Origin of the sequence: Klebsiella sp. JB_Kp031, assembly GCF_040064295.1 — a bacterium.
GTDB classification, from domain to species: Bacteria; Pseudomonadota; Gammaproteobacteria; order Enterobacterales; family Enterobacteriaceae; genus Klebsiella; species Klebsiella quasipneumoniae.
The window spans coordinates 1-26,093 of the sequence record NZ_JBEAJW010000027.1 but is presented as its reverse complement, the minus strand read 5'-3'; the positions used below and the strand labels follow the sequence as shown (position 1 = coordinate 26,093).

Sequence of the window (26,093 nt, the reverse complement as noted above, 5' to 3'; positions counted from 1 at the left end):
CCTGACAGGCGGAAATACAGAAGGCTATCTATTGAGATTGCGGCAATTCCCGGCAATCGTCAAATCATTGCTTTTTGTTGCTGCGCGCCTGGCGCAGCACTTCATTGATCTGCGGCTGGTCAATCGGGCCGGTGATGCGATAGCGCAGTATCGAGACTTTGTTCCACAGCGGCCCCAGCACCTTGCTGGCGGCAAACACCGCCGCGCCGACAATCGGGTTGACAGCAAAAGCCGCCGCCACGCCGACGGTCGCGGAGATCTCCGGCGCGACCACCGCCTGCAGATCCAGCTGGCGACGCACCAGATCGACCGACCCTTTCATGGCAATGTCCGCCTCCAGACCATCCACCAGCGTATCATCGGTATGCAGTACGCCATCCTTAATCCATGCCGTACTGTTAATCGAGTCAAAGTAAAAACCTTCGCTGAAGGTATCGCTGAAGTCGAAGCGCAGTTTGCGCAGTAGGGCATCGACGCTCAGCAAACGCAGCAGCTGGCCTGCATGTCCGGTACTCAGGTCGGTAAACTGCCCCTTGCCGAGGTGGCTTTTAATGATCCCATTGAGCGAGGCGACATCGGGTGACCAGGGCGGCGCGCGCCAGTGGAGATCGTAGTCGATATCAAACGGCGAATCCTTCACCGGTGTGGAAACGCCAAAGAAATCCGCAAATTCATCCGTTTTATTGCCATGCAGTCTGCCTTTCAGCGAGGTGCGCACCCCGGAAGGGGCGTTAACCCACACGCCGTCGGTCGTCAGCCGGCCAAACCCGGTATCCACCAGGCCGTTGGAGAGCGTTAAGGTATCGCCCTTGATCGTCACATCGCCGTCGATGCGGCCATATTTTTGCCCCCACAGCCAGCATTCCGCGCAGCGCAGTTGCAGATCGGGCCAGCCGTGGAAATCCAGCCGCGTCTCCGCCTGAGAAGTCACGTTCTCCGTTCCGCCCTTGCCGCTGGCGCTGGCCGGGTTGAAATAGAGATAACGCACATTTGCCAGCCACGGGGCATTGTCGCGCATCGTCAGGGTGGCGTTGATCTCACGCCCCTGCGCCTCAACCTGCGAGCCGCCGGCGACCGGCTGCGACATCAGACTGACGTTGTTCCATTGCTGGCCGGCCAGCGCCAGCGACGGCGTACGCAGCACAATGCGCGGTGGAAAGAGGACACTGCTGCTGACTTCATTCGCCGCGCCCTTCTGGAACAGCGCCAGCCATTGCGCGCCATCCATCGGCGGCAGATTGAGTTCAACGCCGGGCTGGTCGGGCAGCGGAGAGAGGCCTTTGCTATCCGTCGTGAGGATCGCTCTGTCCAGCGTCAGCTTACGGTTCAGCAACCAGCGGCTGTTGATATGATTCTTCGCGCCAACGGATCCGGTCAGGTCGAAGCTGCTCAGACCGCCGGCGACGTTAATTTTGACCGGCAGGGGTTCGCCAGCGGACTTGTTGACCGGTGAAGGTAAGTGACTGCTCACATTCTTCAGATCGCCATTGATATCAACCTTATAGCTGGCATTGCCATGGTACGGCAGTTCGATAGCGACCTTGCCATCCCACGGAACGCTACCGCTCAGCGTCTCATTAACCGCTTTCGGCAGCAGTCCGGTGCGCGACGGCTGCCAGCTGGCGTTCATCCCGACATCCACCAGAAACGCTTTTTCGCCTTCGCGGGTGGAAAAATTGAGGTTCAGCGGCTGATTAAACCAGGTCGCGCTCAACGTTTGGCTATTGAGATCGCCATTCACAAAGCTGAAATTACCGCTCAGGTTCTGCAACGTAGTATCTAATGGCTTGATAAACAAGCTATTATTCTGCAGCCGTACATCGCCTTTCGCGGTGGTCATCTCGCCATCGAGGGGGATATTCAGATGTAAGCGAGCGCTCACATCCCCATCCAGCTGCAGGGAATCCAGCGCTGCCCCGAGCGACGCTTTCAATGGCGTGGTGTTGAAATAAGGGCCCACCTCTTTGCCCGGGCCTTTGATGTCAGCATCAATCAGCAGTTTTTCCTGCGCATAATCCGGGATCACGGCATCGAGATTGCTGGCGGTCACATTGCCGAGCATCGCTTTATCCGCCCGCATCCACAGGCCGCTGTTGATAAAATTGAGGTCGATATTCAGCCCGGTCAGCGCCGGCCAGTCCGGTTGAAAAGCGAAAGTGGCATTCTTCAGCGGGACGTAAACCTGGAACTGGCCTTCATTGTGCGGATACGGGAACAGATGTGGGTTACCGCCATACACCAGCGTCGCATCGCGGGCCTGCCCGGCTTTAATCGCGCCGCTGAGATAGTCCACCAGCGCTTTGCCCATCAGGTTTTCCGGGAAGTAACGCCACGCCTGGCCGCCATCGTTGGTGCTGATCCCCGCCAGAATGCCCAGCCACGGCTCGTCCCCCTGCGGTTGCAGATAGCGGAAGCCGCCGCGGGCGCGTACCCCCGTCGCCTGCACGTCAATATCGCGGCCATCAAGCATAAAGCCTTTGTCATTTTTCACCCAGCTGAGGGTGGCTTCGCCAGCGGCGATCTCCAGCGGGGCCCGGAAAACTCCGGCATACGGCATCTGCGCCTTCGTCATGCGGGCGCGCAGTTCCCCGTGCTCCACGCTGCCATTCAGGCTGCCGGAAAAGTGTTCCGCTCCCGGCAGGAGTTTCCACTGCTTCCACGCCAGATCGCTCCACTGCGCCTGAAAGCGCGTTTTCTCCGTCGCCTGCAGGGGAATATCGAGAGCCAGCAGATTGATTTTGCCGCTGGGCTGCGTGGTGCGCCAGAGTTCGCCCAAAGAAGGCGCCAGCTTATCGGCAAACGGCTGCAATCCGCTCAGGCCACTGAGCGCTAAATTGCTGGCGCGAATACGTAATTCATCGCTACGCTGATGACCGTCGCCACCGACATCCTGCCCCGGGATCCACGCCATCGCCAGCGCGCCGCTTGGCCACGGTTTATCGTCGATCGCGATCCGCGTATCGGGAATATAGAAGCCCCAGCTCTGCTTGTCGTGAGAGAGATGCGCCGTCAGGTTATCCACTGACAGATGATGAACCTCGCTATCCCCTTGCCAGCTGGCGCCCCCTTTTTTCAGCCATACGTCGCCGCTGGCTACATCGCCTTTTTCAATAGTCATCCAGCCTTCGAGGCTGAAGCGGGCGCTTTTCAGCGCGATATTGTCCTGCATCCAGCGGCCTAGCCAGGGTTTGACGTCAATATCGTCAGCCTGCAGCCAGACCCGGCCTTTATTCAGCAGGCCATCCTCATCGCGGAGATCCATCCGCACCTGCATGACGCCATGCTGGCCGGTGAGACTGGAAAGGCTGAGCTGCCCCTCGGCGCGGTGACGGTTCCTGCCGTTAAGCCAGGTCAGCTGCGGGACCGCCAGCTCCGCCCGCTGACCAGAAATGGTCAGGAAGCTCAGATGGCTGTCGCGCAGAGTAAAGTGGTCGAACTGACGTAAAAAGAGATCGCTGATGCGGTCGGTTTTCAGACTTTCGCCGCCGTCATTGGTCTGAATCGGGGTATTGGTATGGACCTGCAGCTGCCAGAAGGTGAGATCGCGAAACTGCCAGCGCATATGCAGCAGACTTTGCCAGACGTCCAGCGCCAGGGTCACGCGCTTGACCGCCATTGTCCCGCCATCCTTCAGCCCAACATGAATATCGCGGACATCTAATGTTGGGCCAAAAGTTTGCCAGCTGGCGGCGATCTGCGAGGCATCCACCGGCGTGCCGGTGAGGGCGGAGATTTTCTCCAGCAGCTGCGGACGCCAGGCGTCGAGCTGCGGCAACACGAGACGCAAGCCACTCACCAGCAGCGCGACGATAACAATCAATGTTGCCACGGTGAGCAATAAAATCCCGGGCAGTCGCCTCACGCCTCTCTCCTTGTCAGCCGCACAATGACGCGGTGTATTACATCATAACCACATCGAACTGCTCTTGATTATAGAGCGGCTCAATTTGTACCTTCACCTGCTTGCCGACAAAGATCTCCACTTCCGCCAGCGCATGCGACTCTTCCCCTTTCAGGGTTTCCGCCACCGCAGGGGAAGCATAGACCAGGAAGCGATCGGAATCATAAGCATGATGCACGCGAACGATCTCACGCATAATCTCATAGCATACCGTTTCCACGGACTTTACCGTTCCGCGTCCGTGGCAGGTCGGGCATTCGTTGCACAGCACATGCTCCACGCTTTCGCGGGTGCGTTTCCGCGTCATCTCCACCAGACCCAGCTGGGAGAAACCGTTGATGCTGGTCTTCACCCGGTCTTTGCTGAGGGCCTGCTCCAGGGAGTGCAACACCCGCCGGCGATGGTCTTCATTGTTCATGTCGATGAAATCAATGATGATAATGCCGCCGAGGTTACGCAAACGCAGCTGGCGGGCTATCGCCTGGGTGGCTTCGATATTGGTATTGAAGATAGTATCGTCAAGATTGCGGTGCCCAACAAACGCCCCGGTGTTGATATCGATGGTGGTCATCGCCTCGGTCTGGTCGATGATCAGATAGCCCCCGGACTTGAGCTCGACTTTACGCTCCAGCGCGCGCTGAATTTCGTTCTCAACGTCAAAGAGATCGAATATCGGCTGACGGCCGCTGTAGTGTTCCAGCTTGCTGGTCATTTCCGGGATATATTCGGCGGTAAATTCCAGCAGCGCCTCATAGGTCAGCCGCGAGTCGACGCGAATACGATCGAGATGCGCATCGGCAAAATCCCGCAGCACGCGCTGAGCCAGGGCCAGCTCGCCGTACAGCTGATAGCGGGTCTGGTTGCGCTTTTTGCGCTCCATCACTTTGGTCCATACGCGCTTAAGATAGGCGGCATCGGCGGCCATCTCCTGCTCGTGGACCCCTTCCGCGGCGGTGCGAATGATAAACCCGCCCTGCTCGTCGCAGTACTCTGCCACGACCTTTTTCAGCCGCTCGCGCTCGGCTTCGCTTTCAATCCGCTGAGAGACCCCCACGTGGGAGGCGCCTGGCATAAAAACCAGATAGCGGGAAGGCAGGGTAATATCGGTGGTCAGACGCGCGCCTTTGGTACCGAGCGGATCTTTAACCACCTGAACCATCAGGTCCTGGCCCTGACGCACCAGCTCCGAAATATCGCGCACGGTAAACTGCTTTTGCTCCTCACCGGCAACGCATTCGGTATGCGGCATGATATCGGAGGCGTGGAGGAACGCCGCCTTATCCAGACCAATATCTACAAAAGCCGCCTGCATTCCCGGCAGCACTCGGCTAACACGACCTTTGTAGATATTGCCTACTATTCCGCGTCGCGCTTCACGCTCAATATGGATTTCCTGCAGAATACCGCCATCAATATACGCAACGCGCGTTTCGGATGGCGTTACGTTCACTAATAATTCAGCCGTCATCTTTATCCCTTTTCTTTACGCAGTGAGTTAAAGTTACTGAGCAACTCATACGTTTCCACCAGCGGTAAGCCGACTACGGCGTGATAGCTGCCATTAATCTTCCTGACGAAGCAGCCACCCAACCCTTGAATACCGTATGCACCTGCTTTATCTAAAGGCTCGCCGCTGGCCACATAATCGGCGATATCCTGCTCGCTGAGCGTTCGGAAGGTCACTTCCGTGACCACCAGACAATCCAACGTCTGCTGCTTATCCGCCAGCGCCACCGCGGTCATGACCTGATGGGTTTGGCCGGAAAGCAGGCGCAGCATCGCTGCAGCGTGTTCGGCGTCGCGCGGTTTTTCCAGCACTTCGCCGTTCAAAATAACAATCGTATCCGCTCCCAACACCGGCAAATCCCGCGATGCCAGCGCCACTCCGGCCTGCGCCTTTTCACGCGCCAGACGGACGACATAGTGCTGTGCGCTCTCCTGCGGCTGGCGCTGCTCCTCGATACCAGGAACCAGACGCTCGAACGCGAGACCAAGCTGAGTCAGCAGTTCCTGCCGACGCGGGGAACCAGAAGCAAGATACAGAGTTGTCATATCAACCTTATTGCACTGCAAATTGCTGACGCACTTTACGCATCAGCAGGAAGAGCCATGGCCAGAGGATACCGTTTACTACACTACTCCAGAATACTTCCGGACGGAAAGAGACGTTGATCACTAAAAACTCTGCCCAGAAAACAATGATATCCACGGCGAGGGATAACAGCATGACCACCAGCGCCTGTTGCCACAGCGCCAGGTTACGGAACAGCTGATACTTCAGCGCCACCAGATAGGCGACGATGCTTAAGGACAGCGCGCGAACGCCCAGCGTCGAGCCGCTGATGAGATCAAGAATAGCCCCCATCACGAAGCCCGTCCCCACGTTCACCCGGTGCGGCAGCGCGAGGATCCAGTACAGCAGGATCAATAATACCCAGTTGGGCCGGAAAACGCTGATGTCCGCCGGCCAGGGCATAATTTGCAGCAATAGCGCGATAAGAAACGAGAGCCAGATAACCCAGCGTCCCTGGCTACGGTAACTTGCCACTATTGCCCCCCTGCAGGCTGCGACGGCTGAGACGGCGTCAGCCCGGTGGCGGGCGCCGGCATCTGCGGCCCCATCGCATCCGGCGCAGGCAACACCTGCGGCATCATCTGCATCAGGCGTTCGTTAGCCACGCGATGAACCTCTTCCGGAGTCATCGGGTTAGCGCCATTGCGATCGGCGCCCCACAGCAGCAGCAGATAGCGCAAACGCTGCAGACCGGCCGTCGGACGCGCCTGGATCACCGTGTAGGCGCGCTGGGTGTCCAGTTTCACTGAAGAGACAACCCCAACCGGGTACCCTTCCGGGAAACGGCCGCCAAGACCGGAGGTCACCAGCACATCGCCGACGCGAATATCGGTATTGGCCGGCAGATGCTCAAGCTGGAGGTCGTCGGTGCAGCCGTTACCGGCGGCAATGACGCGAATGTCGTTACGCAGGACCTGGATCGGCAACGCATGGGTGGCATCACAGATCAGCAGTACCCGGCTGGTCATTTTCGCTACCGCCACGACCTGCCCCACCACGCCTTTATCGCTGATAACCGGCTGGCCTTCGTAGACGCCGTTGACGCTGCCCTTATCGATAACCACCTGATCGCTGTAGGGGTCGTTGACCGTTGAGATGACCTGGGTCACCATTTTTTGCTCGTCCTGGCGCAGCGGCGAGCCAAGCAGTTCACGCAGGCGTGCGTTCTCCTGCTTGTACTGGCCCAGCATCAGCAGATCGCTGTTTTTCAACAACAGCTCCTGACGCAGCGCGCGGTTTTCCAGTTCGAGCTGGTCACGGGTAGCCAGCGTCTGCGATACGCTGTCGAGCAGTTCCCGGGGACCATTAGAGACAAAGTAGAAAGGGCTGACGGCTGTATCCATGTACGTTCTGATTTGACTGAACGTACCCAGGCGGCTGTCGGCGATAATCACGCCAAGCGCCACCAGCACCGCCAGAATAAGGCGAATCTGTAGCGAGGGGCCACGGCTAAAAATTGGCTTCATAGGCTATGCGTATTCTCGTGTCAGTAAAGACCTGGGGCAGCGGGTAAGCCACCCCGGACCTTCAGGCTGACTACTCTTCGCTAAACAGGTCGCCGCCGTGCATGTCGATCATTTCCAGCGCCTTGCCGCCGCCACGCGCTACGCAGGTCAGCGGATCTTCAGCAACCACGACTGGAATACCGGTTTCTTCCATTAACAGACGGTCCAGGTTGCGCAGCAGCGCACCACCGCCGGTGAGAACCATCCCGCGCTCGGAGATATCAGACGCCAGTTCCGGCGGGCACTGCTCAAGGGCAACCATGACCGCGCTCACGATGCCGGTCAGCGGCTCCTGCAGCGCTTCAAGAATTTCGTTTGAGTTCAGGGTGAAACCGCGTGGCACGCCTTCCGCCAGGTTACGGCCGCGCACTTCAATTTCACGCACTTCATCGCCCGGATAAGCCGAACCGATTTCATGTTTGATACGCTCAGCGGTCGCTTCACCGATCAGGGAGCCGTAGTTACGACGCACGTAATTGATGACGGCTTCGTCGAAACGGTCGCCGCCGATACGCACGGAAGAAGAGTAAACCACGCCGTTCAGGGAGATAACCGCCACCTCGGTGGTACCGCCGCCGATATCCACCACCATGGAACCGGTCGCTTCAGAAACCGGCAGGCCAGCGCCGATCGCGGCCGCCATCGGTTCTTCAATCAGGAACACTTCGCGAGCGCCTGCGCCCTGCGCGGATTCACGGATAGCACGACGCTCAACCTGGGTGGCGCCAACCGGCACGCAGACCAGTACGCGCGGGCTCGGGCGCATAAAGCTGTTGCTGTGCACTTGTTTGATAAAGTGCTGCAGCATCTTTTCCGTCACGAAGAAGTCAGCGATAACGCCGTCCTTCATCGGGCGAATCGCCGCGATATTACCCGGGGTACGGCCGAGCATCTGCTTCGCTTCATGACCCACGGCGGCGACGCTTTTCGGCGATCCGGCACGATCCTGACGAATGGCCACCACGGAAGGCTCATTCAATACGATGCCTTGTCCTTTTACGTAAATAAGGGTATTCGCGGTACCCAGGTCAATGGACAGGTCATTGGAAAACATGCCACGAAATTTTTTTAACATACTAAGGGATAATCCTGAAAGCTGGGGCGGAAAACAAAATCCGCTTACTTTACCAACCACACGCAGCAGCGACAAGGCGCAAAAATCACCTGCTGCGGTGAAAATTAGTGCAGTTCATTTCCTTTGTTACAAATTTTTCCGACTCCGTTCATTGCTGAAATCTTCAGCAGCGCTCCACGCCTGAATTTGTAACCTGTCAAAGGAGGGTCACTGGCATTTACATTGCGATGATCCGGCAGGTAGACAAGCACACCCCCTTCACGATGGCGCGCGTTATTCTACGTGAAATCACGCTAAACGGCAGATCAAACCGAGTATCTTTGCGAATATTTTTTCACATTTGTGTCAAGTGGCTGTGAGGCGGCAAAAAATTCCCCCTGCCCGCCCGTGACACCGCATTGGGACAGTACCAGCCACTCGCTGCGGCTGCGTACGCCCGTCGCAAAAACTTGCATAGGCATGCCTTTACAGGCTTCCACCAGGCTTTGCACCAGCAGCTGGTTCTCGCTGCGCTTTTCGATGTTGCGCGCCAGCCCCGGATGCAGTTTGATCAGCTCCGCATCCAGCTGCTTTATCCAGCTAGTTCCCACCAGGGTTAACCCTGCCTGAACCACCGCCACCCGAACGCCAAGCGCGTTAACCAACCGCATAACCGGCTGCAGACGGCCGATATATTGACAAACATCTGCCTCAGCAAGTTCAAAAATAATCCGCTGACGCTGCGATTTTTCACACTGCATCAGAGCATCACGCAGCCAGCGCTGGAATCGCGGACGGATCAGCGACTCCACCGACAGCTGGAGCGCCAGATTCTCCTCGGGCCAGAAGCCTAAAAACGGCAGCAGGCGCGTCACCTGCAGGCGGTCATACTCCTCCGCCAGGCCAAACTGCAGCACCATCGGCATATACTCGGCGGCGATCACCTCTTCCTTACCGTCGTACATCCGCGACATCAGTTCACGGTGATGCACCCGGCCATCGCGAGTGACGGCGGGTTTCTGATACAACCGCGGCCCGCCGCGGCTCAGCATCTGTTCGATCAGCGTCCGCCAGCGAACGTTGCCGCGGCCTTTCTCCGGAAGGGTATCGTCATAGACCGACCAGCTGTTGCTGCCCTGCAGCACCGCGTTGCGCGTTGCTGCTTCAGCATGTTCCATCACTTGCGCCGCCGATTGTCCACTGCGGAAAGAACAGATGCCGATATGCATCATATCGTCACGATCGAGAATGCGCGTCGGAGGCAGCGCGTCCATGGCCTTCAGCAACAGTCCGGCGATGCTATCCGCCTCTTTTAACGTGCGGTGCGGCAGCAGCACGGCGAAGTCGCTACGGTGATAGCGGGCCAGCAGCGCGCCAGGGTAACGCATAATAAAGGTAGAGAGCAGGTTGATTAGCGTGAAGTAATGTTCTTCGGCCGCCGCTCGTCCCCAGTTGTCCCGCAGCAGATCAAACTCCGGCAGACGGATCATCATCACGATGCCGTACGCCCCCACCTTCTCCTGATCTTCCAGCAGCGTGGCCAACTGATTGTCAAAAAACAGGCGATTGTTCAGCCCGGTTTTGGAATCCTGTGCCGCATAGGAGCGAATCAGCGTATCCATCCGGCTGCGCTGATCGCTGGCGAATTGCAGCTCCGACAGCAGCATATCCAGCGCGCTACTGGTGCTGGCAGGCCATTCATAGACTGACCCGCGCACCTGCGGCCCGCGCTCGCCGCTCAGGATGCGCGTGGAACGAAGCTCAAGCAGCTCCTGACCTGCCAGCTGGCGGCGTATCCAGCGGACGGCGAAGAAAATAATCACCACCATGAAGCCGATGGAGATCGACAGCGGGGCGGTGATTGACAGCGAACGGAAATAGTTCACCATCGGGTCAACGTAGACCAGATGCAGGGTGATACCGGGATGTTTCAACGACGGGACCGTGATCTCACGGAATTGCTCATGACTGCCCAGCGGGCGGTAGCTGTCGGTTCGGGAGTGGCTGTAGAGCGGTTTACCGTTAAGCATGAAATCGATATGCACGATCTCTATCGGCGTCATCAGCTCATCCAGCTGCGGCTCAAGCTTATCAAAAGAGGTGGTGATGAGCCGGTTATCCAGCATGGTCGCCACCGCCTGAACCCGGTTTTCGACCTTGTTCTCAATGCCGTTGTAAAAACTCAGCGAAGCGCCAATCAGCGTGACAAAGATGGTCAGGCTAGTTAGCAGCGTGATAAAGGCTGAGAACTTCGTCGTTAATCGCATCCCTGTGTTAACTCCGCGAGTGAATGACTGCCCGATGAACCATCAGGCTCCCGTGCCGGCGCGCGCCTTGACGCTAGCATTAACCTTTTAAAGCGCGACGCATACTATCAAAGATGGCGAGTCTGGCAATGGAATGCGTATTATCGGCGAAAGTATGCCGATAGCGAGTATAGTCGGCAGAAAAAATTTGCCAAACGCCGCCCGCCTGCGGCCTGCGCCAGAAGCGCTTTAATTTTAGACGCTGGATGGCAAACCCGCGCCAGCGGCGCACATTATTGCTAATTTTCCATCCTGCCAGCCTCCCGCCCGCTTTTTTCCCCTGCTAAAGATGCCGGGTCAGGCGCGTTAAAGGAAACGTCTTGCGCCACTTTCCGATGATTCCTGGACGACCGCGCCCCAGCTTCGGCGGTGGCGAATGCGCCTAATGTGCAATTTTTCGTGACATATTCGCGATTCATCGCCGCCTCCGTCATGCTTAGGGAAACGCATGACGGAGGACACCATGAAAAGAAAAAAACTGACGGAAGCCGACGTCACGGCCGAATCCGTTTTTATGCTCCAGCGGCGCCAGGTGCTGAAAATGCTGGGCATCAGCGCGACCGCCCTTTCGCTTCCCGCCGCCGCACAGGCCGACCTGCTGGACTGGTTTAAAGGCCACGACCGTCCGCCAGCCCCGGCGGGCAAGGCCCTGGACTTTGCTAAACCCGCTGAATGGCAGGCTAACCTGACGCTTACTCCGGAAGATAAAGTCTCCGGCTACAATAACTTTTATGAATTCGGCCTCGATAAAGCCGATCCGGCGGCGAACGCGGGTAGCCTGCGCACCGATCCCTGGACGTTGACCATCGGCGGTGAGGTGGCGAAGCCGCTGACCCTTGACCATGACGATCTGACCAAACGCTTCCCGCTGGAAGAGCGTATTTACCGTATGCGCTGCGTGGAAGCCTGGTCGATGGTGGTCCCCTGGGTCGGCTTCCCGCTGCATAAGCTGTTGGCGCTGGTGGAGCCCACCAGCAACGCGCGCTATGTGGCCTTCAAAACCCTCTATGCCCCGGATCAAATGCCCGGGCAGAAAGATCGGTTTATCGGCGGCGGGCTCGCTTACCCTTACGTGGAGGGGTTGCGGCTGGATGAAGCGCTGCACCCGCTGACGCTGTTCACCGTCGGGGTGTATGGCAAAGCGCTGCCGCCGCAAAACGGCGCGCCGGTCCGCCTTACCGTGCCGTGGAAGTACGGTTTCAAAGGCATTAAATCCATCGTCAGCATTGAACTGACCCGCGAGCGGCCACCGACCACCTGGAACCTCGCGGCGCCGGACGAATACGGCTTCTTCGCCAACGTCAATCCGCACGTCGATCACCCCCGCTGGTCACAGGCTAGCGAGCGGTTTATCGGTGCCGGCGGCGTGCTCGATGTGAAACGTCAACCGACGCTGCTGTTTAACGGCTATGCCGACGAGGTGGCGTCGCTGTATCGCGGCATGAATCTGCGGGAGAACTTCTAGTGCGTTTCACCGTCAAACAGATCGCCTGGTTGAAGGTTTTACTTCATCTGGCGGGGTTTTTGCCGCTGGTCTGGTTATTCTGGGCCGGGCACCAGGGCTACTTTAGCGCCGATCCGGCCAAGGATATCCAGCATTTTACCGGCAGGATGGCGCTGAAGTTTCTGCTGGCGACGCTGCTGGTCTCCCCGCTGGCGCGCTACGCGAAACAGCCATTATTGATTCGCGTTCGCCGCCTGTTAGGTTTATGGTGTTTCGCCTGGGCGACCCTGCACCTGACCAGCTATACCCTGCTGGAGCTGGGCATTAACAATCTGGCGCTGCTGGGCTCGGAGATTATCAACCGCCCCTATCTGACGTTAGGCATGGTCAGTTGGGCGATCCTGCTGGCGCTGGCGGCGACGTCGACGCAGGCGATGCAGCGAAAACTGGGCCGCCGTTGGCAACTTTTACACAACTTCGTCTATCTGGTGGCGATCCTCGCGCCGATTCACTACCTGTGGTCAGTGAAGATCCTCTCACCGCAGCCCATCATTTATGCCCTGCTGGCAGTCGCGCTCCTGGCATGGCGTTACAAGAAGTTTCGCCAGTGGTGGCGCTGAATCCGGTAATGTGCAGTTTCCCGCAGATCCTTTATCAACCGCGACTCTTTTTAAGATAGCGGTTGATAATCTTCCCTGATAAGACCAGTATTTAGCTGCCAATTGCTACGAAATCGTTATAATGTGCGACTTTGGCTTTCCTGACAGGGTTTTCTGACCCTGAAAAGGTGACAAGGGCGCATTGAAGGTATATGTTGTTTTTTACCCGAAAATGGCAGGAGATCGCCACACGATGGCAGACAAGTTTCACATTTTGCTTTTGAATGGTCCAAACATTAACATGCTCGGTACCCGCGAGCCAGAGAAGTATGGATCTCTCACGCTGGCTGAGATTGTTAACCATTTAACATCTGAAGCAGCGGCGCTGAATGTGAGCCTGGATCACCTGCAGTCCAACGCGGAGCATGCGTTAATCGACCGAATTCATCAGGCTAAAGACAACGTGGACTATATCCTGATTAATCCGGCCGCGTTCACGCATACCAGCGTAGCAATCCGTGACGCGTTGCTTGCCGTGAACATCCCGTTTATCGAGATTCACCTGAGCAATGTGCATGCACGCGAACCCTTCCGCCAGCATTCGTATCTGTCAGATATCGCCGCTGGCGTTATCTGCGGACTGGGGGCGGACGGCTATTCATACGCTTTACAGACGGCGGTAAAACGCCTGTCACAATCACACTAAACAAAGAGTACGGAACCCACTCATGGATATTCGTAAGATTAAAAAACTGATCGAGCTGGTTGAAGAATCAGGTATCTCCGAACTGGAAATTTCTGAAGGCGAAGAGTCTGTTCGCATCAGCCGCTCTGCACCGGCCGCAAGCTATCCGGTTATGCAGCAGGCTTATGCTGCGCCGATGATGCAGCCTCAGGCACCTGCCGCCGCGGCTGCCGCGCCAGCTGCAGCAGCAGAAGCGCCGGCAAAAGCGGAAATCAGTGGTCACATCGTACGTTCCCCGATGGTTGGTACTTTCTATCGTACGCCAAGCCCAGACGCGAAAGCGTTTGTGGAAGTTGGCCAGAAAGTTAACGTGGGCGACACCCTGTGCATCGTCGAAGCGATGAAAATGATGAACCAGATCGAAGCCGACAAAGCCGGCGTGGTGAAAGCCATTCTGATCGAAAGCGGCCAACCGGTAGAATTCGACGAGCCGCTGGTAGTTATCGAGTAACGAGGCGAACATGCTGGATAAAATTGTCATCGCTAACCGTGGCGAGATCGCACTGCGCATCCTGCGTGCCTGTAAAGAACTGGGCATCAAGACCGTTGCTGTGCATTCCACCGCGGATCGCGATCTAAAACACGTATTGTTAGCGGATGAGACGGTCTGCATCGGTCCGGCTCCGTCCGTAAAAAGCTATCTGAACATCCCGGCTATCATCAGCGCCGCTGAGATCACCGGCGCGGTAGCAATTCACCCGGGGTATGGCTTCCTCTCTGAGAACGCCAACTTTGCTGAGCAGGTTGAGCGCTCCGGCTTTATCTTCATCGGCCCGAAAGCCGACACCATCCGCCTGATGGGCGACAAAGTGTCCGCGATCACCGCCATGAAAAAAGCCGGCGTCCCGACCGTACCCGGTTCTGACGGCCCGCTGACCGACGACATGGACGCTAACCGCGCCCATGCCAAACGCATCGGCTATCCGGTGATCATCAAGGCCTCCGGCGGCGGCGGCGGTCGCGGTATGCGCGTTGTGCGCAGCGATGCTGAACTGGCCCAGTCCATCTCCATGACCAAAGCGGAAGCCAAAGCGGCTTTCAACAACGACATGGTCTACATGGAGAAATACCTGGAAAACCCGCGTCACATCGAAATTCAGGTGCTGGCGGACGGTCAGGGTAACGCTATCTATCTGGCTGAACGTGACTGCTCCATGCAGCGCCGTCACCAGAAAGTGGTCGAAGAAGCGCCGGCGCCGGGCATCACCCCGGAACTGCGTCGCTACATCGGCGAGCGTTGCGCGAAAGCCTGTGTCGATATCGGCTACCGCGGGGCGGGTACCTTTGAGTTCCTGTTCGAAAACGGCGAGTTCTACTTCATTGAAATGAACACCCGTATCCAGGTAGAGCATCCGGTAACTGAAATGATCACCGGCGTTGACCTGATCAAAGAGCAGCTGCGTATCGCAGCCGGTCAGCCGCTGTCCATCAAGCAGGATGAAGTGGTGGTTCGCGGCCATGCGGTGGAATGCCGTATCAACGCCGAAGACCCGAACACCTTCCTGCCGAGCCCGGGTAAAATTACCCGTTTCCACGCGCCGGGCGGCTTTGGCGTGCGCTGGGAGTCCCATATTTACGCCGGTTACACCGTACCGCCGTACTATGACTCCATGATCGGCAAACTGATCTGCTACGGCGAAAGCCGTGACGTGGCGATTGCCCGCATGAAGAATGCGCTGCAGGAGCTGATCATCGATGGCATCAAGACCAACGTCGATCTGCAGATGCGCATTATGAGCGACGAGAACTTCCAGCATGGTGGCACCAACATCCACTATCTGGAGAAAAAACTCGGCTTGCAGGAAAAATAACTCTGCATTCTCAGCAAAAGGCCGGATTTTCCGGCCTTTTTTCTTTTTCTCTCTCCTCATCTATACCATGCGGTACAATCCCCGCTTTCTTCATCCTCAAGGGACAAAAAATGGACAAACGCTTTGTTCAGGCCCACAAAGAAGCGCGCTGGGCGCTGTGGCTGACCCTTCTCTATCTTGCAGCCTGGCTGGCCGCCGCCTATCTGCCGGGGGTGGCTATCGGTTTTACCGGCCTGCCCCACTGGTTTGAAATGGCCTGCCTGCTGGTTCCGCTGCTGTTTATTCTGCTGTGCTGGGCGATGGTCAAACTGGTTTTTCGCGACATTCCTCTGGAGGACGATGATGCAGTTTGAGGTCATTATTCCCCTGATCGCCTATCTGGTGGTGGTGTTCGGCTTATCCCTTTACGCCATGCGAAAACGAGCCTCAGGAAGCTTTCTGAATGAGTACTTTCTCGGCAGCCGCTCGATGGGCGGCTTCGTGCTGGCCATGACGCTAACCGCCACCTATATCAGCGCCAGCTCATTTATCGGCGGACCCGGCGCCGCCTATAAATACGGCCTGGGCTGGGTGCTGCTGGCAATGATCCAGCTTCCCGCCATCTGGCTGTCGCTGGGCGTACTGGGAAAAAAATTCGCCATTCTTGCGCGCCGTTACAACGCCGTCACCCTCAATGACATGCTGTTTGCGCGCTACCAGAGTCGTCTACTGGTCTGGCTGGCCAGCCTGAGTCTGCTGGTAGCCTTCGTTGGCGCCATGACCGTCCAGTTTATCGGCGGTGCCCGCCTGCTGGAGACGGCTGCGGGTATTCCCTACGATACCGGTCTGCTGATCTTCGGCATCAGCATCGCGCTGTATACCGCTTATGGCGGCTTTCGCGCCAGCGTGCTCAACGACACCATGCAGGGCATGGTGATGCTGATCGGCACGATCGTGCTGCTGGTGGGGGTGATCCACGCCGCCGGCGGGATTGGCCATGCGGTAGAGACCCTGCAGTCGATCGATGTCAAGCTGGTGTCCCCTCAGGGGGCGGAAGATATCCTCTCGCCAACCTTTATGGCCTCGTTTTGGGTGCTGGTCTGCTTCGGCGTGATAGGCCTCCCGCATACCGCCGTGCGCTGTATCTCCTACAAAGACAGCAAAGCCGTGCATCGCGGCATCATTATCGGCACCATCGTGGTGGCGATCCTGATGTTTGGCATGCACCTGGCCGGCGCGTTAGGTCGGGCGGTGATCCCTGACCTCACCGTACCGGATCTGGTGATCCCGACGCTGATGGTCAAAGTGCTCCCGCCCTTTGCGGCAGGGATCTTTCTGGCCGCGCCGATGGCGGCGATTATGTCGACGATCAATGCCCAACTTCTGCAAAGTTCCGCTACGATCATCAAGGATCTGTATCTGAACTGGCGTCCGGATCAGGCGACTAACGAAAAGCGGCTAAAACGCATGTCCGCCGGCATTACGCTCCTGTTGGGTGTCCTGCTGCTGCTCGCGGCCTGGCGACCGCCAGAGATGATTATCTGGCTGAACCTGCTGGCCTTCGGCGGCCTGGAAGCCGTCTTTCTGTGGCCGCTGGTGCTGGGCCTGTATTGGGAACGTGCCAACGCGGCTGGCGCGCTGAGCGCGATGATCGTGGGTGGTGTACTGTATGCCGTACTTGCCACGCTGAAAGTGCAGTTTCTCGGCTTCCATCCGATCGTTCCCGCGCTGCTGCTGAGTTTACTGGCGTTTGTGGCAGGGAATCGTTTCGGCCGTCCCGCACCACAGCCACCTATTTTGACTACTGATAAATAAAGAGTTTTGCTATGCCATGGATCCAACTGAAACTAAATACCACCGGCGCGAACGCTGAAGATCTTAGCGATGCGCTGATGGAGGCCGGATCGGTCTCGATCACCTTCCAGGATACGCACGATACGCCGGTATTTGAGCCGTTACCCGGGGAAACCCGGCTGTGGGGCGACACCGACGTGATCGGCCTGTTCGATGCCGAAACCGATATGAAAGCGGTCGTTGCCCAACTGGAGCAGCACCCGCTGCTGGGCGCCGGATTCGCGCATAAGATCGAGCAGCTGGAAGATAAAGACTGGGAGCGGGAATGGATGGATAACTTCCATCCGATGCGCTTCGGTGAGCGGCTGTGGATCTGCCCGAGCTGGCGCGACGTTCCGGATGAAAATGCCGTCAACGTGATGCTCGATCCGGGTCTGGCCTTCGGTACCGGCACGCACCCGACGACATCCCTGTGCCTGCAGTGGCTCGATGGACTCGACCTCAACGGAAAAACGGTCATTGATTTCGGCTGCGGTTCCGGCATCCTGGCGATTGCCGCGCTGAAGCTGGGAGCCGCAAAAGCGATCGGCATTGATATCGACCCGCAGGCTATTCAGGCCAGCCGCGATAACGCACAGCGTAACGGCGTCTCTGAGCGTCTGGAGCTCTATCTTCCTCAGGACCAGCCCGAGTCGATGAAAGCCGACGTCGTGGTCGCCAATATCCTGGCTGGCCCGTTACGTGAGCTGGCGCCGTTAATCAGCGTCCTGCCCGTTTCAGGCGGTTTGCTGGGGCTTTCCGGCATCCTTGCCAGCCAGGCGGAGAGCGTCTGTGAAGCCTACGCCGATCTCTTCACCCTTGACCCGGTGGTCGAGAAAGAGGAGTGGTGCCGGATCACCGGCCGGAAAAACTAAGTGCAATGCGGCCTGTGGGCCGCATTTTTGTTTCCAGTAGCCACCAAATAATGCCAGGAAATGAGAGGCAGATCGCACTACAGAGCACTTTTTTGACTATAAAAACAGCGTTTTATATCGCCTGGTAGCGAGTTTGTCTAAGAAAAATCGAGAAGTTTTATGATTTTATAAATGGACACAAATTATCCATCAGCCATTAAATCAATGATTAATATAAGTATTTATTCATCCCTTTTACGTTAGTCCCGGATTCATTGATCTGCAACAGAGGATTGCTCAAAGTTTGGCCTTTCATCTCGTGCAAAAAATGCGTAATATACGCCGCCTTGCAGTCACAGTATGGTCATTTCTTAACTCATGCGCATCGGACACCACCAGCTCAGAAATCGCCTGATCGCAGCGCCCATGGCTGGCATTACTGACAGACCATTCCGGACGCTGTGCTACGAGATGGGAGCGGGTTTAACCGTTTCCGAGATGATGTCCTCTAACCCACAGGTGTGGGAGAGCGACAAGTCCCGTTTACGGATGGTGCATATTGATGAGCCCGGTATTCGTACCGTGCAAATCGCCGGTAGCGTGCCGGAAGAGATGGCTGCCGCCGCGCGGATTAACGTGGAAAGCGGCGCCCAGATTATTGATATCAATATGGGATGCCCGGCGAAAAAGGTGAATCGCAAGCTTGCAGGTTCAGCCCTCTTGCAGTACCCCGACCAGGTGAAGTCGATCCTGACGGCGGTCGTGAATGCGGTGGACGTTCCTGTGACTCTCAAGATTCGCACCGGTTGGGAACCGGAACACCGTAACTGCGTAGAGATTGCCCAACTGGCCGAAGAGTGTGGCATTCAGGCTCTGACTATTCACGGACGCACCCGCGCCTGCTTGTTTAACGGAGACGCTGAGTACGACAGTATTCGGGCAGTTAAGCAGAAAGTTTCCATTCCGATTATCGCGAATGGCGACATTACTGACCCGCTTAAAGCCAGAGCTGTGCTCGACTATACAGGGGCTGATGCCCTGATGATAGGCCGTGCAGCTCAGGGAAGACCCTGGATCTTTCGGGAAATCCAGCATTATCTGGACACTGGAGAGCTGCTGCCCCCGCTGCCGCTGGCAGAGGTCAAGCGCTTGCTTTGTGCGCACGTTCGGGAATTGCATGACTTTTATGGTCAGGCAAAAGGGTACCGAATCGCGCGTAAACACGTCTCCTGGTATCTTCAGGAACATGCTCCAGATGACCAGTTTCGGCGCACATTCAACGCCATTGAGGATGCCAGCGAACAGCTGGAGGCGTTGGAGGCATACTTCGAAAATTTTGCGTAATAGAAATAAAGAGCTGACAGAACTATGTTCGAACAACGCGTAAATTCTGACGTACTGACCGTTTCTACCGTTAACTCTCAGGATCAGGTAACTCAAAAGCCCCTGCGTGACTCGGTTAAACAGGCACTGAAGAACTATTTTGCTCAACTGAACGGTCAGGATGTGAATGACCTGTATGAGCTGGTACTGGCTGAAGTTGAACAGCCCCTGTTGGACATGGTGATGCAATACACCCGTGGTAACCAGACCCGCGCTGCCCTGATGATGGGCATCAACCGCGGTACGCTGCGTAAAAAACTGAAAAAATACGGCATGAACTGATACTAGTCAGTTGCTTGCTTGATATAAAAGGCGCTCTTCGGCATGGGGAAGCGCCTTTTTTATTACCTGCGACAGCGGGACACATCACTGATTCACCGCCCGCAGTACCGGCGCCTCCGATACATGAGCAGCACAGACTACCGCCATAACATTATCCACCAGCGCAGGCGCCTGCTGATAAAGATCGAAGCGTTGCGGATCGAGCAGCCAGTTTTTAATCAGCCCGGAAAAGGCGCTGTGTAAAACAATTAATATCACTTCAATATTTGTTTCGGCTGGCAATATATTGTTACGCACACAGCGCTGAAGCATGCCGCCAATCAGCGAATAATTAAAACCAATCCGCTGGCGAATTTCGTTTTCCGAAAGCATATCATTGGCAAACTCGCAGCGCTGATAAAGAATTTGCATCAGCGCGCGCTGGCGAGGATTCGCAGCAATATAGCGGAGCCCGGTAATAAACCGCTCGCGCAATGCATTTAACGGCTCCTGTTCATTCTCTGTTACGAGGCTATGCTGAATCAAATCCCTGAGCGGTGGCTGCTGCTGCCACATTTCATTAAACAGCTCAGTCTTACTGGCAAAATGCCAGTATACGGCGCCGCGGGTCACTCCCGCCGCATCAGCAATATCCGTCAGGGTTGTGTTGGTCACCCCCCGCAGGGCGAACTGCTGGATCGCGGACTCAATCAGGAGCTGCCGCGTGCGTAGCGCCTCTTCTTTCGTTTTTCTAGCCATACAAGCCCCTTCCCGTCAGACAGGTTATTCAGGATTTTCTGAAGATCGCTTAACCTAACATTTGTCATGGAATATTTTTTAGCAAAAATGCAGACAAGTTAATTCTGAAGCTGCCGCCAAATAAATTACCCAAAACAATATTAATAAATAACCCATTCACTGAATTGATGTCTATTTATTAAGTTTTACAATTGAGGTAAATAGCAAAAAAATCCTGCGCGCTTTTTTGTTTTTGCGTGCCTTGCTGATTGCTCAAAAATAAGTATCCCTTACATCCAGCGGCGTTTATTTGTAGGATGGCAAACTGCTTTTTAATTCCCTCTTTCTTTCAAAGATTCGCCGCCGAATTTGGCACGTAATCTATAAGGAACCGCCATGACAACTCACGCCAGAGTGACACTTTTATCCGGTTTAATTATCTCGGCCTTATTGCTTACCGGCTGCGATAATTCGGACAACCCGCAACCCCATGCCCAGGCGCCGCAGGTGACGGTCCATGTCGTGAACAGCGCGCCGCTGTCGGTCACCACCGAACTGCCAGGCCGAACTTCAGCTTTTCGCGTGGCGGAAGTCCGCCCTCAGGTAAGCGGTATCATCCTGAAGCGTAACTTTGTTGAAGGAAGCGATGTCGAAGCAGGCCAGTCGCTCTATCAGATCGATCCGGCAACCTACCAGGCGGCGTGGAACAGCGCCAAGGGCGATGAGGCAAAAGCCGAAGCCGCAGCCGCCATCGCCCACTTAACGGTGAAACGCTACGTTCCGCTGCTGGGCACCAAGTATATCAGTCAGCAGGAATACGATCAGGCGGTGGCCACCGCCCGCCAGGCCGACGCTGACGTCATCGCCACCAAAGCCTCCGTGGAAAGCGCCCGCATCAACCTGGCCTACACCAAAGTGACTTCTCCCATTAGCGGACGCATCGGTAAATCGAGCGTCACCGAGGGAGCGTTGGTCACCAACGGTCAGTCGGATGCCCTGGCTACCGTCCAGCAGCTCGATCCGATCTACGTCGACGTGACGGAATCCAGCAATGACTTCATGCGCCTTAAGCAGGAAAGCCTGCAACGCGGCGGCGACACCAAAAGCGTTGAGCTGGTGATGGAGAACGGTCAGGCCTATCCGCTTAAGGGTTCGCTGCAGTTCTCCGACGTGACTGTCGATGAAAGTACAGGCTCAATTACCCTGCGCGCTATCTTCCCTAACCCACAGCATGTCCTGCTGCCGGGAATGTTCGTTCGCGCCCGCATCGATGAAGGCACCGATCCGCAGGCCATCCTGGTGCCGCAGCAGGGGGTGACCCGTACGCCGCGGGGCGATGCCTCCGTCATGCTGGTGAATGACAAAAACCAGGTTGAAACCCGTCAGGTGGTAGCTTCCCAGGCCGTGGGCGATAAGTGGCTTATCACCAGCGGGCTGAAGCCGGGCGATAAGGTGATTATCAGCGGCTTACAGAAAGTCCGTCCAGGCGTCACCGTGAAAGCAGAAGCGGAGCGTGCGGCACCGGTCGCACAATAAGGATACCCAGCCATGTCTAAGTTTTTTATCCATCGACCAGTCTTTGCCTGGGTGCTGGCGATCATCATGATGATTGCCGGAGGTCTGGCCATTCTGCAGTTGCCGATAGCGCAGTATCCGACGATAGCGCCCCCTGCGGTGGCGATCTCCGCTACCTATCCTGGTGCGGATGCCCAGACCGTGCAGGACACGGTCACTCAGGTTATTGAGCAGAACATGAACGGTATCGACAACCTGATGTATATGTCGTCGACCAGCGATTCCGCCGGCTCAGTAACCATCACGCTTACCTTTAAGTCCGGCACCGATCCGGATATCGCCCAGGTGCAGGTGCAAAACAAACTGCAGCTGGCCACCCCGCTGCTGCCTCAGGAAGTGCAGCAGCAGGGAATTAGCGTAGAAAAGTCCAGCAGCAGCTTCCTGCTGGTGGCCGGCTTTATCTCTGATAACCCGGTCACTACCCAGGACGATATTTCCGACTATGTCGCCTCTAATGTTAAAGATCCCATCAGCCGCCTCAACGGTGTGGGCGATGTCCAGCTGTTTGGCGCACAGTACGCCATGCGCATCTGGCTGGATGGCAACCTGCTGAACAAATACAACCTGACGCCAGTGGATGTCATTAATGCGCTGCAGGTTCAGAACGATCAGATCGCCGCCGGCCAGCTGGGCGGTACGCCAGCGCTAAAAGGCCAGCAGCTCAATGCGTCGATCATTGCCCAGACGCGGCTTAAAGATCCGCAGGAGTTTGGCAAGGTCACGCTGCGGGTCAATGCCGATGGCTCTGTCGTCCATCTGAAAGATGTCGCCCGCATTGAGCTGGGCGGAGAGAACTACAACGTCGTCGCCAGAATTAACGGTAAGCCCGCCTCTGGTCTGGGTATTAAGCTTGCGACCGGCGCCAACGCGCTGGATACCGCCACGGCGATTAAAGCGAAGCTGGCCGAACTGCAGCCTTACTTCCCCCAGGGAATGAAGGTGGTCTATCCGTACGATACGACCCCTTTCGTTAAAATCTCTATTCACGAAGTGGTCAAAACGCTATTTGAAGCGATTATTCTCGTCTTCCTTGTCATGTATCTGTTCCTGCAGAACATGCGCGCAACGCTCATTCCGACCATTGCCGTGCCCGTCGTGCTGTTGGGCACCTTCGCCGTACTGTCGATGTTTGGCTACTCCATCAACACCCTGACGATGTTTGGCATGGTGCTGGCGATAGGTCTGCTGGTCGATGACGCTATCGTCGTAGTGGAAAACGTTGAGCGCGTGATGGTTGAGGAAAAACTCTCGCCAAAAGAAGCGACGGAAAAGTCGATGTCGCAGATCCAGGGGGCGCTGGTGGGTATCGCCATGGTGCTCTCTGCGGTATTCGTGCCGATGGCCTTCTTCGGCGGTTCCACCGGCGCGATTTATCGCCAGTTTTCGATCACCATCGTTTCCGCCATGGCGCTCTCCGTGCTGGTTGCCCTGGTCCTGACGCCAGCGCTCTGCGCCACGTTGTTAAAGCCGTCCTCGGTCGAACACCATGAGAAAAAAGGCTTCTTCGGCTGGTTTAACGCCCGCTTTGACCAGAGCGTTAACCACTACACCAACAGCGTCAGCGGTATTTTGCGTGGAACCGGCCGTTACCTGGTGATCTATCTGCTGATCGTCGTGGGAATGGCCGTGCTGTTTATGCGTCTCCCGACATCCTTTCTACCCGATGAAGACCAGGGGGTCTTCCTGACCATGATCCAGCTGCCCTCCGGCGCCACCCAGGAGCGGACACAGAAAGTGCTGGATACCGTGACCGACTACTATCTGCATAACGAGAAGGCTAACGTCGAAAGCGTCTTTACCGTGAACGGCTTCAGCTTCAGCGGCCAGGGGCAAAACTCCGGCATGGCGTTTGTCAGCCTGAAACCCTGGGAGGCGCGCAGCGGTGATGAAAACAGCGTGGAGTCCATCATCAAGCGAGCCACTGTGGCCTTCAGCCAGATCAAGGACGCCATGGTTTTCCCGTTCAACATGCCTGCCATTATTGAGCTGGGTACCGCCACTGGCTTCGACTTTGAGCTGATCGACCAGGGCGGGCTAGGTCATACCGCCCTGACGCAGGCGCGCAATCAACTGCTGGGCATGGTGAAACAGCATCCGGATCAGCTGGTGCGGGTACGGCCTAATGGGCTGGAAGATACGCCGCAGTTCAAACTGGATGTCGACCAGGAAAAAGCGCAGGCGCTGGGCGTATCGCTCTCCGATATCAATGAAACGATATCAGCCGCGCTGGGCGGGTACTACGTCAATGACTTTATTGACCGTGGTCGCGTCAAGAAAGTGTACGTCCAGGCTGATGCCCATTTCCGTATGCTGCCGAGCGACATTAACAATATGTATGTTCGTAGCGCCAATGGCGAAATGGTCCCGTTCTCCGCCTTCGTCACTTCGCGCTGGATTTATGGCTCGCCGCGTCTGGAACGCTACAACGGTTTACCCTCCATGGAAATCCTCGGTGAAGCCTCGCCGGGTAAAAGTACCGGGGAAGCCATGGCGCTGATGGAAGCGCTGGCCAGTAAGCTGCCGGGCGGCATTGGTTACGACTGGACCGGGATGTCTTACCAGGAACGCCTTTCCGGCAACCAGGCTCCCGCGCTTTATGCCATCTCGCTGATTGTCGTCTTCCTGTGCCTGGCGGCGCTGTATGAGAGCTGGTCGATTCCATTCTCAGTCATGTTAGTGGTTCCGCTGGGGGTGATCGGCGCGCTGTTAGCCGCCACGCTGCGTGGGCTGAATAATGACGTGTACTTTCAGGTAGGCCTTCTGACCACGATCGGTTTGTCGGCGAAGAACGCGATCCTGATCGTCGAATTCGCCAAGGATCTGATGGAGAAAGAGGGGAAAGGGAGCATTGAAGCAACCCTGGAGGCATCGCGGATGCGCCTGCGACCCATTCTGATGACCTCTCTGGCTTTTATTCTCGGAGTCATGCCGCTGGTGATTAGCCATGGTGCCGGCAGCGGGGCGCAGAATGCGGTAGGTACCGGCGTCATGGGCGGGATGCTAACCGCGACACTGCTGGCGATCTTCTTTGTTCCGGTCTTCTTTGTGGTCGTCAGACGACGTTTTACCCGGCACGCTGAATAACCCGGCCTGGTTTTAAAGGCGCCCCCTGCGGGCGCTTTTTTTTCGCCTGGCATATTAGCAACCCGCTCAGCTTCCCGCTATCTGACAACCTCTATCGCGTGCGGCAGCGCGGGGAGACGATCTTTCTCTCCATCTTTTCTGCATATTCCCCTGCTTATCTTCACGATATTTACGTGGCTCATATATTGAGATGATTTCGGCATCCGGGCCGGACAATCCGCGGTGATAAAATAAGCCATTCCGTTCTGCACTGGCTTTCAGTACAACCCTGCGGATTATCCAGAGGTAATATCATGAAAAAGTATTTAATCGTGGCGCTGCTGGCCTCTCTGCTGGCAGGCTGTGCCCATGACTCTCCCTGCGTGCCGGTTTATGACTCGCAAGGCCGCTTAGTCCACACCAATACCTGTATGAAGGGCACAACAGAAGACAATTGGGACACGGCAGGCGCGATCGCCGGGGGGGCCGCCGCGGTAGCCGGTCTCACGTTAGGGATCGTTGCGTTGACCCGCTAATTCACCCCCGACCAGCAGATACTGGGGCTAGCGTCGAACCTGTATCTGCTCTTCTGCGCATCATCCACATGACAACCGGGCAAATAAACTCTCTGTCCCTTGCTGCATTACGAGCAAATCGACTTTGACGGGTTTCCCCTGGTGGCAGGACTGTTTATCAACAGATAACAGATAACACAAAAGCAGAAGGCCCAGTCTTTCGACTGGGCCTTCTGCTTTATTTGATGCCTGGCGATTCCCTACTCTCACATGGGGAGACCCCACACTACCATCGGCGCTACGACGTTTCACTTCTGAGTTCGGCATGGGGTCAGGTGGGACCGCCGCGCTATTGTCGCCAGGCAAATTCTTTACAACGTGCCGAACTTTAACCTAAAAAGTGGTGCTGATACCCAGAGTCGAACTGGGGACCTCACCCTTACCAAGGGTGCG

The 26,093-nt window shown here is 56.5% G+C and carries 21 protein-coding genes, 1 rRNA gene and 1 pseudogene; 13 read left to right on the top strand and 10 right to left on the bottom strand.

All coding sequences use genetic code 11. The features are described from left to right. Positions 1 to 64: 64 nt before the first annotated feature. From yhdP to ABLV64_RS11815, 8 genes are all read right to left on the bottom strand, one after another. A complete protein-coding gene (yhdP, locus tag ABLV64_RS11850; RefSeq protein ID WP_062913572.1) occupies positions 65 to 3,862 on the bottom strand; it encodes an AsmA2 domain-containing protein YhdP in 3,798 nt (1,265 codons plus the stop codon). Between the two features lie 37 nt (positions 3,863 to 3,899). Next, entirely contained in the window at positions 3,900 to 5,369 is a 1,470-nt protein-coding gene (rng, locus tag ABLV64_RS11845; protein ID WP_004206239.1) for a ribonuclease G, read from the bottom strand. Between the two features lie 2 nt (positions 5,370 to 5,371). Next, positions 5,372 to 5,953, bottom strand: a complete 582-nt coding sequence (locus ABLV64_RS11840) for a nucleoside triphosphate pyrophosphatase (protein WP_004206240.1) — start codon at positions 5,951 to 5,953, stop codon at positions 5,372 to 5,374. A 7-nt stretch (positions 5,954 to 5,960) separates the two neighbouring features. Then, entirely contained in the window at positions 5,961 to 6,449 is a 489-nt protein-coding gene (mreD, locus tag ABLV64_RS11835) for a rod shape-determining protein MreD (RefSeq protein ID WP_002918648.1), read from the bottom strand. Then, complete coding sequence (mreC, locus tag ABLV64_RS11830) at positions 6,449 to 7,441, bottom strand: rod shape-determining protein MreC (RefSeq protein ID WP_004206242.1); 993 nt, start codon at positions 7,439 to 7,441, stop codon at positions 6,449 to 6,451. The genes mreD and mreC overlap by 1 nt, the downstream gene beginning before the upstream one ends. A gap of 70 nt (positions 7,442 to 7,511) precedes the next feature. Further along, positions 7,512 to 8,555: a rod shape-determining protein MreB gene (gene mreB / locus ABLV64_RS11825; protein WP_002918653.1), complete on the bottom strand. Its 1,044-nt coding sequence runs from the start codon at positions 8,553 to 8,555 to the stop codon at positions 7,512 to 7,514. Positions 8,556 to 8,860: 305 nt separating this feature from the next. Further along, complete coding sequence (gene csrD, locus ABLV64_RS11820; protein WP_004206243.1) at positions 8,861 to 10,801, bottom strand: RNase E specificity factor CsrD; 1,941 nt, start codon at positions 10,799 to 10,801, stop codon at positions 8,861 to 8,863. A gap of 79 nt (positions 10,802 to 10,880) precedes the next feature. After that, positions 10,881 to 11,072 (bottom strand): hypothetical protein, encoded by a 192-nt coding sequence (locus tag ABLV64_RS11815; protein WP_017899936.1) that lies wholly within the window; start codon positions 11,070 to 11,072, stop codon positions 10,881 to 10,883. A 231-nt stretch (positions 11,073 to 11,303) separates the two neighbouring features. On the opposite strand from ABLV64_RS11815, the gene msrP reads away from it, so the two are divergent. From msrP to fis, 10 genes and pseudogenes are all read left to right on the top strand, one after another. Continuing rightward, positions 11,304 to 12,305 (top strand): protein-methionine-sulfoxide reductase catalytic subunit MsrP, encoded by a 1,002-nt coding sequence (gene msrP / locus ABLV64_RS11810; protein ID WP_217324661.1) that lies wholly within the window; start codon positions 11,304 to 11,306, stop codon positions 12,303 to 12,305. Further along, positions 12,305 to 12,904 (top strand): protein-methionine-sulfoxide reductase heme-binding subunit MsrQ, encoded by a 600-nt coding sequence (msrQ, locus tag ABLV64_RS11805; protein WP_004206245.1) that lies wholly within the window; start codon positions 12,305 to 12,307, stop codon positions 12,902 to 12,904. Before msrP ends, msrQ begins: the two co-directional genes overlap by 1 nt. Before the next feature lie 232 nt (positions 12,905 to 13,136). Further along, positions 13,137 to 13,589 carry a type II 3-dehydroquinate dehydratase gene (gene aroQ / locus ABLV64_RS11800; protein WP_004206246.1) on the top strand — a complete coding sequence of 151 codons (453 nt, stop codon included), beginning with the start codon at positions 13,137 to 13,139 and terminating at the stop codon, positions 13,587 to 13,589. A 22-nt stretch (positions 13,590 to 13,611) separates the two neighbouring features. Then, positions 13,612 to 14,079 carry an acetyl-CoA carboxylase biotin carboxyl carrier protein gene (gene accB / locus ABLV64_RS11795; protein WP_004206250.1) on the top strand — a complete coding sequence of 156 codons (468 nt, stop codon included), beginning with the start codon at positions 13,612 to 13,614 and terminating at the stop codon, positions 14,077 to 14,079. A gap of 10 nt (positions 14,080 to 14,089) precedes the next feature. Then, entirely contained in the window at positions 14,090 to 15,439 is a 1,350-nt protein-coding gene (gene accC, locus ABLV64_RS11790) for an acetyl-CoA carboxylase biotin carboxylase subunit (protein ID WP_004174096.1), read from the top strand. Positions 15,440 to 15,549: 110 nt separating this feature from the next. Next, the gene (locus tag ABLV64_RS11785; RefSeq protein WP_004206253.1) at positions 15,550 to 15,792 is read left to right on the top strand and encodes a DUF997 family protein; all 243 of its coding nucleotides are present in this window, start codon (positions 15,550 to 15,552) and stop codon (positions 15,790 to 15,792) included. Further along, positions 15,782 to 17,233 carry a sodium/pantothenate symporter gene (gene panF / locus ABLV64_RS11780; protein WP_004206255.1) on the top strand — a complete coding sequence of 484 codons (1,452 nt, stop codon included), beginning with the start codon at positions 15,782 to 15,784 and terminating at the stop codon, positions 17,231 to 17,233. The genes ABLV64_RS11785 and panF overlap by 11 nt, the downstream gene beginning before the upstream one ends. Positions 17,234 to 17,244: 11 nt before the next feature. Then, positions 17,245 to 18,126, top strand: a complete 882-nt coding sequence (gene prmA, locus ABLV64_RS11775) for a 50S ribosomal protein L11 methyltransferase (RefSeq protein WP_004144971.1) — start codon at positions 17,245 to 17,247, stop codon at positions 18,124 to 18,126. A 357-nt stretch (positions 18,127 to 18,483) separates the two neighbouring features. Then, positions 18,484 to 19,492: pseudogene (gene dusB / locus ABLV64_RS11770) on the top strand (tRNA dihydrouridine synthase DusB). Next, on the top strand, positions 19,474 to 19,770 hold the full coding sequence (fis, locus tag ABLV64_RS11765; RefSeq protein ID WP_000462905.1) for a DNA-binding transcriptional regulator Fis: 297 nt from the start codon (positions 19,474 to 19,476) through the stop codon (positions 19,768 to 19,770). Before dusB ends, fis begins: the two are co-directional and overlap by 19 nt. A gap of 84 nt (positions 19,771 to 19,854) precedes the next feature. Here the strand turns inward: fis and envR are convergent, their stop codons facing one another. Then, positions 19,855 to 20,508, bottom strand: a complete 654-nt coding sequence (gene envR, locus ABLV64_RS11760; protein WP_004206257.1) for an acrEF/envCD operon transcriptional regulator — start codon at positions 20,506 to 20,508, stop codon at positions 19,855 to 19,857. Positions 20,509 to 20,883: 375 nt separating this feature from the next. Here envR and ABLV64_RS11755 point away from each other — a divergent pair, with 375 nt between their 5' ends. The 3 genes from ABLV64_RS11755 (at position 20,884) to ABLV64_RS11745 (ending at position 25,661) form a co-directional block, all read left to right on the top strand. Next, positions 20,884 to 22,023, top strand: coding sequence for an efflux RND transporter periplasmic adaptor subunit (locus ABLV64_RS11755; protein ID WP_017899939.1), 1,140 nt, complete (start codon positions 20,884 to 20,886; stop codon positions 22,021 to 22,023). A 12-nt stretch (positions 22,024 to 22,035) separates the two neighbouring features. Further along, positions 22,036 to 25,146, top strand: coding sequence for an efflux RND transporter permease subunit (locus ABLV64_RS11750; RefSeq protein WP_217324660.1), 3,111 nt, complete (start codon positions 22,036 to 22,038; stop codon positions 25,144 to 25,146). 293 nt (positions 25,147 to 25,439) lie between these two features. Further along, on the top strand, positions 25,440 to 25,661 hold the full coding sequence (locus ABLV64_RS11745; RefSeq protein WP_004206262.1) for a membrane protein: 222 nt from the start codon (positions 25,440 to 25,442) through the stop codon (positions 25,659 to 25,661). Between the two features lie 226 nt (positions 25,662 to 25,887). On the opposite strand, the gene rrf is transcribed toward ABLV64_RS11745, so the two are convergent. After that, positions 25,888 to 26,003 (bottom strand): 5S ribosomal RNA (gene rrf, locus ABLV64_RS11740). Positions 26,004 to 26,093 lie beyond the last annotated feature (90 nt).

Bases quoted from the DNA above. Each gene is read 5' to 3' on its own strand.
- rng (WP_004206239.1), bottom strand. From the start codon at position 5,369: ATGACGGCTGAATTATTAGTGAACGTAACGCCATCCGAAACGCGCGTT.
- ABLV64_RS11840 (WP_004206240.1), bottom strand. From the start codon at position 5,953: ATGACAACTCTGTATCTTGCTTCTGGTTCCCCGCGTCGGCAGGAACTG.
- mreC (WP_004206242.1), bottom strand. From the start codon at position 7,441: ATGAAGCCAATTTTTAGCCGTGGCCCCTCGCTACAGATTCGCCTTATT.
- mreB (WP_002918653.1), bottom strand. From the start codon at position 8,555: ATGTTAAAAAAATTTCGTGGCATGTTTTCCAATGACCTGTCCATTGAC.
- csrD (WP_004206243.1), bottom strand. From the start codon at position 10,801: ATGCGATTAACGACGAAGTTCTCAGCCTTTATCACGCTGCTAACTAGC.
- msrP (WP_217324661.1), top strand. From the start codon at position 11,304: ATGAAAAGAAAAAAACTGACGGAAGCCGACGTCACGGCCGAATCCGTT.
- aroQ (WP_004206246.1), top strand. From the start codon at position 13,137: ATGGCAGACAAGTTTCACATTTTGCTTTTGAATGGTCCAAACATTAAC.
- accB (WP_004206250.1), top strand. From the start codon at position 13,612: ATGGATATTCGTAAGATTAAAAAACTGATCGAGCTGGTTGAAGAATCA.
- accC (WP_004174096.1), top strand. From the start codon at position 14,090: ATGCTGGATAAAATTGTCATCGCTAACCGTGGCGAGATCGCACTGCGC.
- ABLV64_RS11785 (WP_004206253.1), top strand. From the start codon at position 15,550: ATGGACAAACGCTTTGTTCAGGCCCACAAAGAAGCGCGCTGGGCGCTG.
- panF (WP_004206255.1), top strand. From the start codon at position 15,782: ATGCAGTTTGAGGTCATTATTCCCCTGATCGCCTATCTGGTGGTGGTG.
- prmA (WP_004144971.1), top strand. From the start codon at position 17,245: ATGCCATGGATCCAACTGAAACTAAATACCACCGGCGCGAACGCTGAA.
- fis (WP_000462905.1), top strand. From the start codon at position 19,474: ATGTTCGAACAACGCGTAAATTCTGACGTACTGACCGTTTCTACCGTT.
- envR (WP_004206257.1), bottom strand. From the start codon at position 20,508: ATGGCTAGAAAAACGAAAGAAGAGGCGCTACGCACGCGGCAGCTCCTG.
- ABLV64_RS11755 (WP_017899939.1), top strand. From the start codon at position 20,884: ATGACAACTCACGCCAGAGTGACACTTTTATCCGGTTTAATTATCTCG.
- ABLV64_RS11750 (WP_217324660.1), top strand. From the start codon at position 22,036: ATGTCTAAGTTTTTTATCCATCGACCAGTCTTTGCCTGGGTGCTGGCG.
- ABLV64_RS11745 (WP_004206262.1), top strand. From the start codon at position 25,440: ATGAAAAAGTATTTAATCGTGGCGCTGCTGGCCTCTCTGCTGGCAGGC.